Annotated in this window: 16 protein-coding genes; 7 read left to right on the top strand and 9 right to left on the bottom strand. The window is 43.4% G+C overall.

Translation table 11 applies throughout. From position 1 onward, the window contains the following. Positions 1-143: 143 nt before the first annotated feature. Genes ACJMKR_RS11430 through ACJMKR_RS11420 form a run of 3 tightly spaced genes read left to right on the top strand, consistent with a single transcriptional unit; the run spans position 144 to position 2,870 of the window. Positions 144-815, top strand: a complete 672-nt coding sequence (locus ACJMKR_RS11430) for a hypothetical protein (RefSeq protein ID WP_423063167.1) — start codon at positions 144-146, stop codon at positions 813-815. Positions 816-863: 48 nt separating this feature from the next. Beyond that, positions 864-1,595: a response regulator gene (locus ACJMKR_RS11425; protein WP_423063166.1), complete on the top strand. Its 732-nt coding sequence runs from the start codon at positions 864-866 to the stop codon at positions 1,593-1,595. Positions 1,596-1,598: 3 nt separating this feature from the next. Further along, the gene (locus ACJMKR_RS11420; RefSeq protein ID WP_423063165.1) at positions 1,599-2,870 is read left to right on the top strand and encodes an ATP-binding protein; all 1,272 of its coding nucleotides are present in this window, start codon (positions 1,599-1,601) and stop codon (positions 2,868-2,870) included. Between the two features lies 1 nt (position 2,871). On the opposite strand, the gene ACJMKR_RS11415 is transcribed toward ACJMKR_RS11420, so the two are convergent. The 6 genes from ACJMKR_RS11415 to dprA are packed head-to-tail and all read right to left on the bottom strand — an operon-like array spanning position 2,872 to position 7,838. After that, positions 2,872-3,438 carry a Sua5/YciO/YrdC/YwlC family protein gene (locus ACJMKR_RS11415; RefSeq protein ID WP_423063164.1) on the bottom strand — a complete coding sequence of 189 codons (567 nt, stop codon included), beginning with the start codon at positions 3,436-3,438 and terminating at the stop codon, positions 2,872-2,874. Positions 3,439-3,455: 17 nt separating this feature from the next. Further along, positions 3,456-3,956, bottom strand: coding sequence for a 5-(carboxyamino)imidazole ribonucleotide mutase (gene purE / locus ACJMKR_RS11410; RefSeq protein ID WP_423064250.1), 501 nt, complete (start codon positions 3,954-3,956; stop codon positions 3,456-3,458). Next, positions 3,949-6,252: a type I DNA topoisomerase gene (gene topA / locus ACJMKR_RS11405; RefSeq protein WP_423063163.1), complete on the bottom strand. Its 2,304-nt coding sequence runs from the start codon at positions 6,250-6,252 to the stop codon at positions 3,949-3,951. The genes purE and topA overlap by 8 nt, the downstream gene beginning before the upstream one ends. A 2-nt stretch (positions 6,253-6,254) precedes the next feature. Beyond that, positions 6,255-6,731 (bottom strand): DUF494 domain-containing protein, encoded by a 477-nt coding sequence (locus tag ACJMKR_RS11400; RefSeq protein WP_423063162.1) that lies wholly within the window; start codon positions 6,729-6,731, stop codon positions 6,255-6,257. Continuing rightward, a complete protein-coding gene (locus tag ACJMKR_RS11395) occupies positions 6,728-6,937 on the bottom strand; it encodes a hypothetical protein (RefSeq protein WP_423063161.1) in 210 nt (69 codons plus the stop codon). The genes ACJMKR_RS11400 and ACJMKR_RS11395 overlap by 4 nt, the downstream gene beginning before the upstream one ends. Before the next feature lie 10 nt (positions 6,938-6,947). Next, a complete protein-coding gene (gene dprA / locus ACJMKR_RS11390; RefSeq protein WP_423063160.1) occupies positions 6,948-7,838 on the bottom strand; it encodes a DNA-processing protein DprA in 891 nt (296 codons plus the stop codon). Between the two features lie 215 nt (positions 7,839-8,053). Between dprA and fmt the strand changes: the two genes are divergently transcribed. From fmt to gmhB, 3 genes are read left to right on the top strand one after another with little or no spacing between them, the layout of a single operon-like run. Then, positions 8,054-8,998, top strand: a complete 945-nt coding sequence (fmt, locus tag ACJMKR_RS11385) for a methionyl-tRNA formyltransferase (protein WP_423063159.1) — start codon at positions 8,054-8,056, stop codon at positions 8,996-8,998. 48 nt (positions 8,999-9,046) lie between these two features. Next, entirely contained in the window at positions 9,047-10,240 is a 1,194-nt protein-coding gene (locus tag ACJMKR_RS11380) for an amino acid permease (protein ID WP_423063158.1), read from the top strand. A gap of 12 nt (positions 10,241-10,252) precedes the next feature. Next, positions 10,253-10,786: a D-glycero-beta-D-manno-heptose 1,7-bisphosphate 7-phosphatase gene (gene gmhB, locus ACJMKR_RS11375; RefSeq protein WP_423063157.1), complete on the top strand. Its 534-nt coding sequence runs from the start codon at positions 10,253-10,255 to the stop codon at positions 10,784-10,786. On the opposite strand, the gene ACJMKR_RS11370 is transcribed toward gmhB, so the two are convergent. The 3 genes from ACJMKR_RS11370 to ACJMKR_RS11360 form a co-directional block, all read right to left on the bottom strand. After that, complete coding sequence (locus ACJMKR_RS11370; protein ID WP_423063156.1) at positions 10,783-11,064, bottom strand: acylphosphatase; 282 nt, start codon at positions 11,062-11,064, stop codon at positions 10,783-10,785. The two genes, gmhB and ACJMKR_RS11370, sit on opposite strands and share 4 nt — an antisense overlap. Then, positions 11,061-11,426 carry a TlpA disulfide reductase family protein gene (locus ACJMKR_RS11365; protein ID WP_423063155.1) on the bottom strand — a complete coding sequence of 122 codons (366 nt, stop codon included), beginning with the start codon at positions 11,424-11,426 and terminating at the stop codon, positions 11,061-11,063. Before ACJMKR_RS11365 ends, ACJMKR_RS11370 begins: the two co-directional genes overlap by 4 nt. 91 nt (positions 11,427-11,517) lie before the next feature. Next, positions 11,518-12,165, bottom strand: a complete 648-nt coding sequence (locus tag ACJMKR_RS11360; protein WP_423063154.1) for an SCO family protein — start codon at positions 12,163-12,165, stop codon at positions 11,518-11,520. Positions 12,166-12,638: 473 nt separating this feature from the next. Here ACJMKR_RS11360 and ACJMKR_RS11355 point away from each other — a divergent pair, with 473 nt between their 5' ends. Continuing rightward, complete coding sequence (locus ACJMKR_RS11355; RefSeq protein ID WP_423063153.1) at positions 12,639-16,199, top strand: AAA family ATPase; 3,561 nt, start codon at positions 12,639-12,641, stop codon at positions 16,197-16,199. Positions 16,200-16,308 lie beyond the last annotated feature (109 nt).

The raw sequence follows: 16,308 nt of genomic DNA, 5'->3' as shown, positions 1-16,308 counted from the left end.
CCTCGTAAGGCACGAGATTCAGCGTTCGTGATCTAGTTGGCCAAAGTTGTTACATGTTGTTACAAAATAGCGGCTTTATGAAATATCGGCGTTACTCTAGAATAGTAACATTACCCTATATTAAACCAACCTAGGCAAAGAGGATGCGAAACTCAAGACAGCAATCTTCCTCATTTCATGTTCGACAGCAGGGTGAGCGGAATCCAAGCAGTCGCAGCTCATCCTTAGAATCAGAATCTGGAGATGAGTTTCAACCGGGTGCTCCGCAAACAGTCACAGTTGCCACACAGGCTGAGGGAAAAAGTAAAGATATTTTGGATCAATTTATTGAGCTGTTTGAGGTTGATTATAAAAGATATAAACAAGGTAGCATCTGCAATGAAAACGATACTAAAATTGATGAAATGATGGTTGAGCTCTTAGAAACTTCATACCTAAAAAAGTTTATCAATAAGTTTAAAGAGGAGTACAAACGCATATTGAATGATTCTAAAAATACAGGTAGTCATTGCAAGAAGTTGGAAGCTATGAAAACCGTAGCGTCAGAGATCGTTGATGTTGTGTATCATGGAGTTGTCTCAGCAAGAGTCCATGAAGGGAAAAAACTATCAACTGAGAATATTTATTATATTTGTTTGCAAATTTGGGAAAAAATTCAACCTGTATGTAAAATGAAGCGACGTGAGACTTTTTTCGATTTTGGCAAATCTGATTTTTACAACAATATGAGTAAAGTTTTCAACGAGATTGCACGAAACCACAAGAAAAGTGCGAAAGATAATAAAACCCCAACGAGTAGCAATCTAACTCATTGATACTGAGAATAATTTACTATCTCTTAATCAATGATATAATCCCTTGTTATGAACGAGGGTCAGCACATTCTCATTGTCGATGACGATCGCGGCATCCGCGATCTCTTGGGCAAATTTTTGCGCCAACATGGTTTTCAAGCGAGCCTAGCAAAAGACGGCATTGAGATGCGGATGCTTTTGTCGAGGCAATCCTTTGATTTAATTATCTTAGATATCATGATGCCGGGCGATGATGGTTTAACATTGTGTCGGCAACTGCGCACGACGTCGAGTATTCCTATCATTATGCTGACGGCGATTGGTGAAGACATCGATCGCATCCTCGGTTTAGAAATGGGGGCCGATGATTACCTGAGTAAACCGTTTAATCCCCGTGAATTATTAGCCCGTATCAAAGCCATACTGCGTCGTGCGCAGAGCAATCACGCGTTGCCGGTTGACTCAAACCCCGAGCATATTATTTATGAATTTGCCACTTGGCGCTTGGATCAGGCAGGGCGACGTCTTACCTCGCGCGAGGATGTCGAAATCACATTAAGTACGGGCGAATTTGAGTTATTATTAACTTTTGTGCAGCGTCCTCGACAAGTGCTAAGTCGTGATACGTTGTTGGACTTAACAAAAAATCGACCGGCTGGGCCTTATGATCGCAGCATCGATATTTCTATTAGTCGGCTGCGTCATAAAATTGAGAAGGATCAAAAAAAACCACAACTGATTAAAACCATTCGTGGTGGGGGCTATATGTTAACTGCGGAAGTCGTTCGCAAGCAAGTTTAACCGATGCGTACAGTAGAAAGATTAGCGTGTAGTGTCAGCAGACGAAGTGCTTTAGCGGTTTTGTCGGCCGTCATCATCATCCATTTAATCGCGATGGCTTCTTATATCAACGATAATCGCTTGGCGCGACGAACGGCAAACCGCGATGCTGTGATTCAAAAAATCGTTAATTTGATTCATTTATTGGAAGCAACGCCCAATTTCGAACGTGCAAAAGCCATTGCGGCGATGAATGATCCGGATTTACAAGCATCAATTTCAGCAAGCCCACGATTTGATTTACGATTTAAAACTATTTCGTTTTGGGAAATTGATCAAGCATTACGAAAACAATACGATTCTTTCGCGATTTCTATCCAACTGACATCCACGCAATGGTTAAATGTGAATGCCACCATTTATACTCATTTTTTGTTAACGCAATTAATCTTTTTTGGGCTCGAGATATTTATTTTAGGTATGATTTTAATGGTGGGTTGGTCTATTAATCGTTTTACGAAACCGATTGAAAATTTTAAACGTGCTGCCGAGCGGTTGGGATCGGACTTAAATACACAACCCATTGCGATCGATGGCCCGATGGTTGTGCAAGAAGCTGCGATAGCGATGAATTGCATGCAGCAGCGTATACAGGATTTAATTCGCGATCGCACACAAATGCTCGCTGCTATTTCTCATGATTTGCGAACGCCCATTACGCGTTTGAAATTGCGTGCGCAATTTGTGGATGATGAAGCTACCAAGTTGGAATTAATCGGTGATCTCGATGAAATGGAATCCATGGTGAGAGAAACACTGTCGTTTGCGCGCGATGATGCCTCATATGAAGCTAAAGTAAGCTTCGATATAGTGTCGTTGATCCGTTCAATCTGTGATGTGATGAATGATCTCGGGCATCACATAGATTTTGAATCGAAGCAACACCAGATTCCCTATTGCGGTCGCAAGACTGCTATTAAACGCGCGCTCAATAATTTAATTGGTAATGCCACTCGTTATTCGAAAAATGTTGTTGTGTCTCTGTATAAACGGCATCATTCTGTTGCGATTGAAGTGGAAGACAACGGACCCGGAATTCCTGAGGCGGAGTTGGAGCAGGTCTTTGCACCATTCTATCGTACCGAACAGTCGCGTTCGCGTGATACGGGTGGTGTTGGGCTTGGACTTGCCGTAACGCGCGATATCGTTAAAGCAGATGGAGGCGCAATTTATTTGCGTAATCGCAAGCAAGGTGGATTGTGTGCAACGGTCATTTTGCCTTTAGAAACGCGTTAAATTATCCAGCGCGAATGATTTCTCCGGTAATTGCATCGCGAATTTCAGTCGGACGGAGCGCGCCGCCAACTTTTCCCGGTACAATTTTATCGATTTTATCGCCGAAGGCCATTCGTAGCATTTTTTCATCGCGCATGGGTGGATGACCCTCAACATTGGCGCTGGTTGAAACAATAGCGCCACCGAATCGTTCACATAATTTTTTTGCGATGGGGTGATTAGTTATACGGACAGCCACCGTTCTGTGCTCCCCGCGAATCCAAAGAGGTGTTTCTTTGCTTGTAGGAAAAGCCCAGGTGACCGGCCCTGGCCAGCTTGCGAATACATGCGCTAGTGCTTGAGGATCAATGGGCAAAATAAATTGTTCCAGTTGTGCATAGTTGGCGGCAATTAAAATAAAACCTTTACTGATGGAGCGATGTTTTAATTGAAGTAATCGCGTGATGGCATCGATGCTGAATGGGTCGCAGCCTAAACCGTAAACGGCCTCTGTCGGGTAGGCGATGAGGCCACCCTCGCGTAAGCAGGTAACGGCCTCGTTGAGATCTTTAGTATTGTTGTCTTCCATGGTTTTCTATGAAAGTTTTATAATTTTGATTGCAAGTTAGCATCTGCTGCTTTGAGTGACTCTCTCTTTTTAGCGCGCTGTTGTGCTAATTTTTGGGTGATCGTTGAATCCGTAACAGCGAGTATTTGTGCAGCTAAGATGGCCGCATTTTTTGCGCCTGCTTTACCAATGCTAACACATGCCACGGGTACACCACCTGGCATTTGAACAGTCGATAATAATGCGTCATGGCCTTTAAGTGGGCCAGAATCGATTGGCACACCGATGACTGGTTTTAATGTGTGTGCAGCGACACATCCAGCCAGATGTGCGGCCATCCCGGCTGCGGCAATAAATACAGCACAGCCCCGTTTTTCTGCGTCTTCGACGTAGTGAGTCGTTGCCTCGGGTGTGCGATGTGCTGAAAGTATTTTTGCTTCGAATGGGATGTCTAATGATTTTAATTGTTCGACAGCGGTTTCCATGGTGGAAAGATCGCTGTCAGAACCCATTAAAATAGCAACGAATCGTTTACTCATCGTCATTTTCTTCCTCTTCTTCATACGGCACGATGTAATTGCAGCTTTTTTGCGGGCATACTTTTTCGGCGCCGCGACGTTTTGTGCGTTTGATCGATAAAATGGGCCAATTACACGTGGGGCAGGCCTCTGCAATCGGTTCGTTCCATAAAGCGTAGTCACAATCGGGGTAACGTTCGCATGAATAAAATATTTTACCGCGGCGTGATTTGCGTTGCAGAATATTGCCTTTTTTACATTTGGGGCACAGTACACCCATGTCTTTTGGCTTTTCGAGTGGCTCCATATGATGGCAATTTGGATAATTGCTACAACCAATAAATTTCCCGTAACGGCCGTGTTTAATGACAAGGTCATGCTTACATTCCGGGCATTTGCGGTCGGGAATTATTTCTGGCTCTGTAGAACCAGAATCTTCGTTTAAGTTGCGCGTATAGTCACAATCGGGGTAAGCCGTGCAACCGATAAATCGGCCTCGGCGTCCTAAACGTATGGACAATTGTGCGCCGCACTTTGGACATTTTTCATCGAGCTTTTCTTGCGTGACATCGCTGCGTTTTACGTTTTTGTCAGTGACGTCAACTAAGTTTTTAAAGGGAGCCCAAAATTCTTCAAGCACTGGGATCCACGTTTTCTCGCCACGTGAGATGTCATCCAACTCGTCTTCTAGTTGTGCGGTAAAGTCGTAATCGACATATTTTGTAAAATAATTCGTGAGGAATCGATTCACCACGCGACCCACATCGGTTGCGGTAAATCGTTTGTTGTCGAGGTCGACATATTCACGTTTTTTCAAAGTTGCGATGATAGAAGCAAACGTAGATGGGCGGCCGATGTCACGTTCTTCTAGAGCTTTTACCAAACTTGCTTCGGTGTAACGGGGAGGCGGCTCTGTGAAGTGTTGTTCGCCAATAATTTCTTTTACATCGACCGTTTGTCCTTCTTCGAGCGGCGGTAACATTTTGCCATCACCATCGTCTTCCTTTTTCTTGTCATCGAGATCTTCTTGGTAAACTGTGATAAAACCTGGTTTAACAATCGTGGAACCGTTTGCGCGGAATGTGCCGTTTGATGCTGTTAAATCGACAGCTACTGTATTTAGTGTAGCTTCAATCATTTGCGAAGCAATCGTGCGCTTCCAGATGAGTGCGTAAAGACGATATTGATCGTTATTTAAATAACGTTTGCTATCGTCAGGAATGTACATCGCCGATGTGGGTCGAATAGCTTCATGAGCTTCTTGCGCATTTTTCGATTTAGTTTTGAAGACGCGTGGCTCATCAGGCAAATTTTCTTTGCCATAACGCTCAACGATGCAGTTGCGAATTTCTTCGAGCGCCTCGGGTGCGAGTGTCACGGAGTCGGTACGCATATACGTGATTAAACCGACAGAGCCTTCATCGCCGATATCAACACCTTCATAAAGTTGTTGCGCTATTTGCATGGTCTTTTGTGCGGAGTATCCAAGCTTGCGCGCTGCTTCTTGTTGCAGCGTGGATGTAATGAACGGTGCCGTTGGGTTGCGTTTGCGTTCGCGCTTTACAACTTTCGAGACGGTGAGTTTGCCGTTAGCCGCTTTGATTAAATCGGCTGTAATTGTGTTGGCTTGTTCTTCATTTGTAATCGAAAATTGCTCTATTTTCTCGTCTTTGTAGAGTATCAGTCGCGAGGTGAAGGGTTGGTCTTTTTCGATGACATTGGCGTGAATAGTCCAGTATTCCTGAGTTTCAAAATTTTCGATTTCGATTTCACGCTCAACAATGAGTCGTAGCGCAGGACTTTGTACGCGACCTGCAGACAGACCGGGCCGAATTTTTTTCCATAATAATGGCGATAAATTAAATCCGACTAAATAATCTAATGCGCGTCGTGCTTGTTGTGCGTTGACTAAGTCCATCGATATATCGCGCGGTTGCTCAATAGCTTTTTTGACCGCTGCTTTTGTAATTTGGTGGAAAACCACGCGCGCAAATGTTTTATTTTTTAGCTTGCCTTTTTCTTCTAAAGTTTGTTTGACGTGCCATGCAATGGCTTCACCCTCGCGATCCGGATCGGTAGCCAGAAGCAGTGTCTCACAAGGTTTTAATGCTTTTGCGATTGCATCCATGTGTCGGATGTTGCGCTCGATGGCTTGATAGTGCATTTTGAAATCGTGTTCGGTGTCGACGGCGCCTTCTTTAGGGATGAGGTCGCGCACGTGACCGTATGACGCCATGACCTTATAATCTTTACCTAAATATTTTTCGATCGTCTTCGCTTTCGCGGGCGATTCAACTACTACCAAAAATTTAGCCATGATTACTGTATACCACCAATTGTATCGTCGAGTACTAAAAACTCCATACAAGCAAGCGCGTGTTTTTCGTCGGGTTGGTTAAATAGAACCATTAAAGTGACCCATTTGAGAAGGCTTACATCGATACCTTCAAATTCGAGTTCGATCGCTTGGCTGATAACAAGCTCACGGGTCTGGGGATTGAGAATGCCTTGTTGCTCAAGTGATATTAAAAAACTGCGACAGTCAATGTCGAGTAGCTCACACTCATAATCGGAAAAAACGCGCAGCGAACATTTGCTTGGTTGTAAAATGGGTTCCTGACTTTCTCTAGAGAGGTTCTCAAGCCACTCAAAGGCTTGATTAATCACTTTCCGACGAAATCCCAGTTCTTCCAGTTGTAGCAGGAGCTTGGCCTGAATTGTGTCGAGCTCACAGTTATCCTGCATATGGTTTTTGAATAGATACATCAGCACGTTGAGTACACTTTCTTCTTTCATTGCGTCACTCGTATGTAACCACCTGAAGCAGGCTTTATATAACCATGTAATTCAATAAGTAACAACATTGCGCTCACATCGGCAGTCGTATATCCGCTTCTAACGACCATTTGGTCGATTGAGGTGGACTCAAAATCGATACACTCTAACAGCTTCCGATGAGCCTCATCAAGTCTTTGATTGGAGGTCGGTCTAAGGTTTGGCATTTTATGTATATTAAAGGTGTGTCGTCAAATTGAGTTCTTCCAGCACGTCCTCTGGGGTTTGGACCAGCTTGGCGCCTTGCTGCAACAGGGCGTGGCAGCCCTTAGCGAGTGGGTTCTTGATTGAGCTTGGAATCGCAAAGACTTCGCGACCTTGCTCTGTTGCCAGTTTGGCGGTGATCAGTGATCCACTTTTTAATGTGGCCTCGACAACTAACGTGCCCAAGCTTAGCCCACTGATGATCCGGTTTCGATGTGGGAAGTGCTTCGGATGAGGCGCTTCATCAAGCGGAAATTCAGAAACCAAGGCTCCTTGGGTTTCAATCTGTAGCGCTAGCTTTTGATGCCGGCGAGGATAAATGCTGTGAAGACCATTGCCCAAGACAGCGACGGTTTTGGCGCCGACGCTTAAAGCACCCCGATGACTTGCTGCATCGATACCGAGGGCAAGACCACTTGTGATGGTGAGCCCAGCTTGGGCTAGCATACCTGCAAGATGCTCTGCAAGCTCGTATCCAGCATGAGTTGGATTGCGACTACCGACCATCGCCAGTTGCGGTTCATGCAGTGCAGTGGGGTCTCCTTTAATAAATAAACCGGGCGGTGGATCATAAAGTTGTTTTAATAAGAACGGATACTCTGGTTGGTACAAAGTGATAAAGTGATGATTGGTGTATTCTAACCAATGCAGGTCGTTTTCGACTTTTTCCCACGGTGGATTATAGAGGTAGTCGATGGTTTCTTTTTTCAGTTTTTGACAGGATTCTTTTTTATTTTCGAACACAATTTTCGCGCTGCCAAATTTTTCCATGAGGTATTTGTAAGTGCGCGAGGCAATGTGCGGTGCTCGTATGAGTGCAAGTTGATAGCGTATTTCGCTTTCTGTTTTTTTATCGATTGGCATGTTGAGATGGTATTCAAGATCATAGGTTGTTCGCAATACAGGGGTTAGTGTTTACCCACAAAGCAGTAACCCAAATCCTTTTGGGCTAACATGGTTTCTGGAAAAAAAATTTGTTATCTTTGAAACACCGATCGCTTCTTGTGCTGGCAAGCAATTGAAATCGATAAAGTGTTTTATTTTCCTAAATAGTAGTTAGAAACAAAGGTTATTTAAACATGTCATTAAAGGTGATCTTTGCAGGAACTCCTCACTTTGCGGTTCCTTGCTTGGAAGCATTGCTAAACTCTTCGCATGACATTGTGGCGGTTTACACACAGCCCGATCGTCCGTCTGGGCGAGGCCGCAAAATGTCTGCAAGCCCGATAAAACAACGAGCAGAAGAAAAACAGCTTTCGATATTACAGCCAAAAACATTGCGCGATAAGGCGGTGCAAGAGGAGCTCGCTAGTTTTCAAGCAAATATTATGGTGGTTGTCGCGTATGGATTATTACTGCCCGCAGAAGTTTTGAAAACGCCGCGCTTGGGTTGCATTAATGTGCATGCCTCGTTATTGCCGCGGTGGCGAGGAGCATCGCCGATTCAACAAGCCATTCTCGCTGGCGATAAGAAAACCGGTATTACGATCATTCAAATGAATGAAGGGCTCGATACCGGCGATATGCTATTAAAACGAGAGTGCGATATTTTGCCGGATGACACGAGTCAAACCCTACACGATCGTTTGGCTCCACTGGGGGCAGAGGCGCTAACGCAGGCATTAGGCGACATTGAGTTGTCAGCGCTCAAACCCATCGAACAAGACGACGCGTTTGTTACCTATGCGCCCAAAATTACAAAAGCTGAAGCTAAGCTCGATTGGAACTTAGCAGCAGTGGAGTTGGCGAGAAAAGTGCGTGCATTGAATCCGACGCCCGTGGCGTTTGCCCTTTTTGGTGATGCTAATTTGCGAATTTGGTCAGCAGAGGCGATACCAGAAAGGGTTGATAGTAAGCCGGGCATGGTGGTCAAACTGGATAAAAAGGGTATCGATGTGGCAACTGGGGAAGGCATTCTCCGGCTCACCCAACTGCAACTCCCAGGTGCTCGCCCGCTGCCTGTGGATAATTTTATAAACGCGCATAAAAATGATATTATTCCCGGCCAAACAGTCTTGAGATAGGGCCTTGTTTAGTGACGGAGCCCATAATTTTTGGTTGAGAATAATAGAATGAAAAGTAAGCTCATCGGTGGTGTCTTATTAATAGTGGGCACTTCAATTGGGGGTGGTATGTTAGCGCTGCCCATGGCCGCCGCTGCCGGCGGTTTTTTCCATTCCATGTTGCTATTTCTGGGTGCGTGGATTGTCACCGTTTTAGCCGCTTTTTATATTCTTGAAGTAAATTTATGGCTGCCAGAAGGAACCAATTTGGTTTCTATGGCTAAAGTCACACTTGGTAAACCGGGTCAGTTGGTCACATGGTTTGCGTATCTATTATTACTGTATTCATTGCTGTCCGCGTACATCGCAGGCGGCACGGATTTATTTCACAGTTTATTATTGCTGGTACACATAAATAGCCCTCATTGGCTAGACTCTGTTTTGTTCGTGATGATTTTGGGCGCTATGTTATATTATGGCGTGCGTGCGGTTGATTGGGTCAATCGTGGTCTCATGTCGACAAAATTAATTGCCTATATTTTGCTAGTAGTATTGATTACGCCTCACATTAATGTGATGAAATTAGAAGGTGGACACGTTTTATTATTGTCCGGTGCTGTGATGGTGGTGATTACCTCATTTGGTTATGCGACTATCGTACCGACACTGCGTACATATTTTAAGAGTAATGTGAGCGCGTTGCGTTTTACGATTGCCGTTGGAAGTTTAGTTCCATTAATTTGTTATTTGCTGTGGAATATGGTGGTGCAGGGTAGTATTGCAAGTAGCGGTAATCATGGTTTGGTTCATATGGCCGTGTCGGGGCATGCGGTTAGCAATTTAACGAATGCGTTATCGACGCGTTTGGGTAGTCAGATTATTGACGGACTCACTCATTTCTTTACATCGATTTGTATTGCAACATCCTTTTTAGGGGTGTCCCTGTGTTTATCTGACTTTTTGACCGATGGTTTAAAAATTGGCACATCCGTGAGTCGGCGTTTATTTATCGTTGGTTTAACGTTAATGCCACCGCTCGCGATTATCTTATTTTATCCGGATGTGTTTATCATCGGATTGAATTACGCCGGTATATTCTGTGTAGTTTTACTCATGTTATTGCCGGCTTTGATGGTTTGGAGTGGGCGTTATGTCACAAAGCTAGCGAGTGGTTATGAGGTGACGGGCGGAAAGCTCTTTATTATACTAGAAATACTAATTTCTTTAGCGTTATTAGTTTTTGCTACAATACACTTAGAGTAATGGAATAGAGAAATGCTGATCATATTAGACAGGGATGGTGTTATTAATCACGACTCAGATGATTACATTAAATCACCTACAGAGTGGATTCCGATCGAAGGGAGTTTGGAAGCCATCGCTCGGTTAAATAAGGCGGGGCATAAGGTCGTTATCGCGACGAATCAATCAGGGGTTGGTCGCGGACTATATTCCGAGGAAATGTTAGCAAAAATTCATGCGGCGATGGAGCGAGCGCTTGTGCACGTCGGTGGGCATTTAGATGGAATATTTTATTGTCCGCACAGACCTGAAGATCATTGCAGTTGTCGTAAGCCCAAGCCTGGTATGTTATTAGAAATTGCAGAACGCTTTCCTGATGAATTTAATTCAGCTATTTTTGTGGGTGATAGCTTGCGTGATATGCAAGCTGCCGAAGCGGTCGATCTGAAGGCGGTTTTGGTCAAAACGGGTAACGGTGCAGCGACGATGGCTGCATCAGAGGAATTGGATGGAATTCCCATTTATGAAAATCTCTCGTCGTTTGTCGATGATTTTCTGGCTGGCTAGACCACACTAAAATTATGGTGATCTTCCGAAGGAATTTCTTCCCAGTGAACATTACTGACTTCAGCTCTGTCTGGGCCTTCCCATAGCCACTCGGTAAACAGCATAATGACATCGCGTTCGCCACAGGCGAGTAGCTCAACATTGCCGTCGTCTAAATTTTTAACCCAGCCCGTTAATCCTAGCTCTTGTGCTTTTTTCATCGTGCTGTCGCGGAAAAATACGCCTTGCACCTTTCCAGAAACAACGGCGTGAATACACATTTTAGTCGCATGGTTCATAATCGCATCCTTGAAGTTAAACCAATAGCGTTTAAAAGATCGTGTTCGCTTTGGGGGCCTTTTAAGACTTTATATAAGTGGCCTTGCGGGCTGATAATAAAAGTCATGGGTAAGACAGAAATATTGTTGGTGCCTAATTTTTGCATCGGAAATGAGCTAAGCATTGGATAAGTTATCCCAAATTTATTGGCAACTTTGCGAATATCCTGGTTTGAAAGTGTTTCATAGCTTACACCTAGGATGATCACTTTATTTTTATGCTGTTCGTAAAGTTTTTCAAGCGCAGGAATTTCTGTTAAACAGGGCTTGCACCACATAGCCCAGTAGTTAATAAAAACCCATTTTCCTAAATAATCACTCAATCGTATGGGGTGGCCATGACTGTCGTGAGCGTCAACGCCATGAGAACAAGCACTAACTAAAAATAGTATGCACAACACACAAATGCAAAGTTTACCTTTTTTTATGATCATCACGTTCTTCTTTTTGATAATTTTTCTGTATGTTATGAAAATCTTTAGCGATGCTCTCAGCGTCAAAGGGAGGCTTTAACGTCGCCACTAAAGAGCCTTTTGGATTGATGACCATAATCTTCCCGCTATGTGAAATATAATAATCCATGTCATCCGATTCCGACTTGGCATAGACAACTCGAAACTGTTCGGTTAATTTGTTAATTTCTTCTTTGCTGCCCATCGCGCCGATAAATTTTTTATTGAAATTTGCCAAATATTGACGAATTGTATAGGGGCCATCACGCTCTGGATCAACGGAGATGAAAATAATCTGTGGCATAGGATTGGTCTTTTGCTCAACCAGCATTCTGTAAGCCTTATCCAATCTTGAGAGTGTTGTAGGGCAAATCGAGGGACAGTTCGTAAATCCAAAAAAAATAAGACTCCAACGGCCCTCGAGATTTTTGTTCGTGAAGCGATGCCCGTCCATGTTGATTAAGCTAAATGGTTTGATTGCAAATTTATCGTTGCGTTTTAATTGTCGCATTGACTGACTGTATTGCCACAACCAAACGGCCAATGCTAACAATGCAACAGCCACTACGCTCAATATAATGTGTTTTCGTGTGAGGGTTTCCTTGGTCATCGTCCATGTGCCTCGGTTGCGTTCTTCTTGAAGCTTATATAATAACTAGGGGGCCTCACCAAAGTCTAGCCTATATTTTTTCGTATAGTTTTGTAGCCTTGTTTCTTTACCCTGCAGTGTTTCATGCCTATTACGAATTCAGGGGTACCGATAGCTTATTGGTATGTCAAGTCGAGTCATTTTACTCATGGAATAGACGCACGTAAATATTTATATATCAAACCTCCCCAGGTCTTAGCCTTTTTTTTCATAATACATTAATGATTTTTTGTGACCATGCGACCATGCACCAAGTGCGATTTTTGAGAGTAAGGATGTGGTTTGGTTCGAGTGAGATACGAACGATGAATATCTTCGTTAGGGTGAAGCTCTCAAGTGTTTCGATAGAGATCAATTTTCTTTGGGCGGACTGTAACAGATTTTAAAAGAAACAACCCAAGTACTGGTTGCTGATAAAACAATAGGGGAAGAATATGCCAAAAAAAACTAGCAGTAATCCTGCTGGAGCATCGTCTAAGACAAAGGTAGAAAAATCATTCTCACAAAAATTCATGGGGGAGTTTCTGAAAAATAACTCTAATCCTGACCGTCAGATAAAAAGGATAGTAGAGTACATCTTTCATTTGCTAGTGATAGTGGATGATATAAATTCCAATCTTGCTCAACTTGCCCATGCTGGGTTATTAGAAGGGGCTGGGTCAAAAGCGTTACAAAACGTAAAAAAAGACTGCATCAGTAAGGTTAAAGGCCTGTGCTCAACCTTACCAGAAGAAATTAACACGAATTTAGTAGCTTTACTGGAGAAACAAGACGCGCCTACGGAGAAAGCCTCGACAACAGAAGCAGTAGATCCACAAAAAAAAGCTATGGAAACCTTGTATAAAGCTATCACGATGAAGAGATGGATTCATAAATTTGCTGATCATAACACTTCTCTTCCTGTCATAAAGAAGGCTGAAAAAGGAAACTATACTGCCCCGCTAAAAATAGCGATAGTAGGAGGCAGTCACAATCCTGATAATTTACCGCTTATCGTCCATACGAAGGTACTAGCCACTGGCCCTTCACAGCAAGAAGGTGAGCTGCCAGTCATTCTTCACGATGTTTCTGATGAATGGACTTTCAGGCGCTACCCTTGGCTGAAGGATGAAATTCCTCATTCCAGTTATACACTTTTTTCATGTTCTCTTGATAACGTGATCAATGGTACAGGCATCGTTCCGCTTGGTGGGATGAAAAAAATTGAGGGGCTTAATCTTGTCGATGAAGACTTGAGCGAGAAAGATGAACAAATAATACCTGCTGTATTGCAAAGCGGCGCTCGTTCTTCTGAGAAAACCTCACTTGCTGAGATAATAAAAGCTCAAGAAAAAGCACAAAAAACAGTGGCTGATATCTATGTCACAGAAAAGGCTAATGGTGCTTATGCAGCTTGCCAGGTCTTCAGGATGCCTGATGATCGTCAAGCGCTACTATTTGTTAGTTCTAAAATAGCGCCACTAATTTTAAAAATCCCAGAATGTGATTCTGTAGAAGAAAAAAAGCAAGGGCTTTTAGAACAATTGAAAAGGCGCAGACAAGAAGGAGTTCTGAATCCCTTGCTGGATTTCATTGCAACAGAAAGTATCGAGCAATTGAGTAAATGCGGACAGGATGGCAGAGATCTTTTTAATCCGGATAATCCTTTTTGGAATGGAGGAATGTGTGTTGGTGAAGCTGAGCAGGGAGACCATATGATTCCATTAACAGGTTCGCCTACGATTCGCTGGTTTAAGCAAACAGGTTTAGACGCTTCAGTTTCTATTCACTCAGAGCTGGTTAGATTTAGCGACGTTGGTTTGCCCACCGTGAAACACTATGCGATAAGTACCGAGCAATTGGCAGAAAAGGAGAAAGAATGGCGTAGCTCAAAGGATAAAGAAGGTTTTGTTGTTTACTATAAAGTTGATGGGAAAGTTCGTCAGATAAAATATAAAGCGATACCCTATATCATTCTCAGAGCCCTACGTGAATTTCTAAATGGCAAAAGAGGAAAAGAACGTTTCGCTTTTTCCTGGGGGCGATCGAGTACAGCCGCTGTTTTATCTTCAGCTGATCGCCCGGGGCACGTTGCGCAAGTCATCGATGAATTTTTGGACACACATCCTCATTTGTTGGCGCTCCGTAAAAACGCAGAATTTGCCTCTATCGTTGAAGAAAATATTGAGGAGTACAAAAGGGACTTTCCCCCATTCATACAATTTTTATTGGACAGAGGATATTTTGAAGGAGATCTTGGATACGGAAATGGTTTTGGGATCGGCCAGCTTTATAAGGATTTTGTAGAAGAGGCTGGGGTGACCCAAGTAGCAGAAAGGACTCCTGTGCCTAAGTATTTCCAAGGCTTAATCATAGCCCTTTCTGGGCCTCCAGGTGTTGGTAAAGATAGCGTTGCTGAAAAATTAGCGGAGGATGACTATTGGAAAGGAAATAAGCCAATGATTCTCAGTAAAGATCGGGCGGCAGAGACATTACGGGGTGATCCGAATTATAGTAGCTGCTTGGATGAAAAAGTAAAAACAAAAAAGCGTTTTGCATGGTTAGAGCAAGAGATAAAGAAAGCAGTAAATGCAAATCGTCCTATCATCGCAACGACTTGTAACGGTTCACCTCAAGAGTTAGGCTGGATAACTGACGCAGCACAAAAACATAACTTAGCGGTCATGCCTGTTTATCCTGAAATATCTCAGAAAGACGAGATGACACATTTTTCAGCTGCCTTGATTGTGTCTGTGTTGCGCCGACGATCTCATCCAACGCTGTCACCGTTCACAGGAGAGGCAAAAAAAAGTCTGACGGATGCATTTGCGCAAGTAATCAAGAGGCGCATGACTAGCGATCTTTATACACACGCCTCAGCGGATGGCTACGGCAGAATTCCTGCGAGCGATTTCTATCATAAATATTTGCCAACACAAGCTTTGCAGTATTTTGATCTACCTACATTTAATGTGTTTATGAAAAAGACTGATCTTAGCGAGAAAGAGGTCAAAATTCAGGATGCTTTACGCAATGTGCTCGCATTTGTTGACGAACAAAAACAAGATATATCTATTTCTACGGAAAGCCTCGAGGTACTTCTAGCTGCGCCCGAAGATCAAATCAATGAAATATTTAAAAGAAATTCAGCAGATGTTCTTAGTAAAAAGTTAATCGATATAATAAAAGTGTTGAAAAACCAGGGTCTTGATTATGAAAATAGGAAAAGGGTTCCGAAAAATAACGCTACTTATTACGGGGCTTTTCTAGAGCCTAAATCAGAAGAAAAGTTAAAAGAGGCAGTTAAACACGGCTTTGGGAAGAGTCCAGAATTACCAGCTTTTATTAAAGCCTATATTGACGAACAAGTTGCGGAACCAGATACAAAGCGGCTAAAAAAGGGGAAAGAGGAAGGAGCGGGTCGCCGCTCTGCGCATCTCACTTTAACGCATGCTAACTTATTACATCGATTGAGACCGGAAGCGTTTGATACGCTCGAAAAAATGGTAGCAGAAAATTCAGAGAACGGTGCTGTCATCAAGCTCGAAGTGAAAAAGATTTGTTATAACCAAGGTGTGCTTTATGCATCAAATGTGAGAGTTTTATGTCAGAAAGAGGATCATTTTGAAAATGTAACGAATCTGCTTGTTGCAAGCGGCATGCCGCATATCACACTGGCAATGAGAGATGGGATTAACCCAGTGTATGCCCTCTATGCAGAACAAGCGAGGAAAGCTGGGGGAGCTAGAGCTCGAGGAATAAAAACGCTGAGTTTGGATAAACGCCTAAGGCTAGTAGCGGCTGTTAGAACTGACCAACAAGATTCATCTCTTTCCAAGAAAGCGAGAGGTATTCAGGCTAAAGCAGGTAATAGTAGCACAGTACCGTTTTTCTCATCTACAGCGCAGAGTTCTGCTTCTGCTCAAGCTGGAGGAGCAGCGTGTACTACAGGGGATCAGATTGCTTTTGACAGTGGTGAGGCTATAGCTGTAAATAGAATAAAATGTCGTCCCTAAGTATAATGCGGCTCGATAAGCAGCTATAGTCTGGACACGTAATCGGTAGATTTTTTGTGTGTTTATAAGAGGATGAAAATAAAACGTTACGGGTGTACTCTTAGTGAGT

The organism is Candidiatus Paracoxiella cheracis, assembly GCF_049348705.1.
Classification (GTDB): domain Bacteria; phylum Pseudomonadota; class Gammaproteobacteria; order Coxiellales; family Coxiellaceae; genus Paracoxiella; species Paracoxiella cheracis.
The sequence above is the reverse complement of the archived record's forward strand: the minus strand, read 5'-3'. Positions and strand labels throughout refer to the sequence as shown.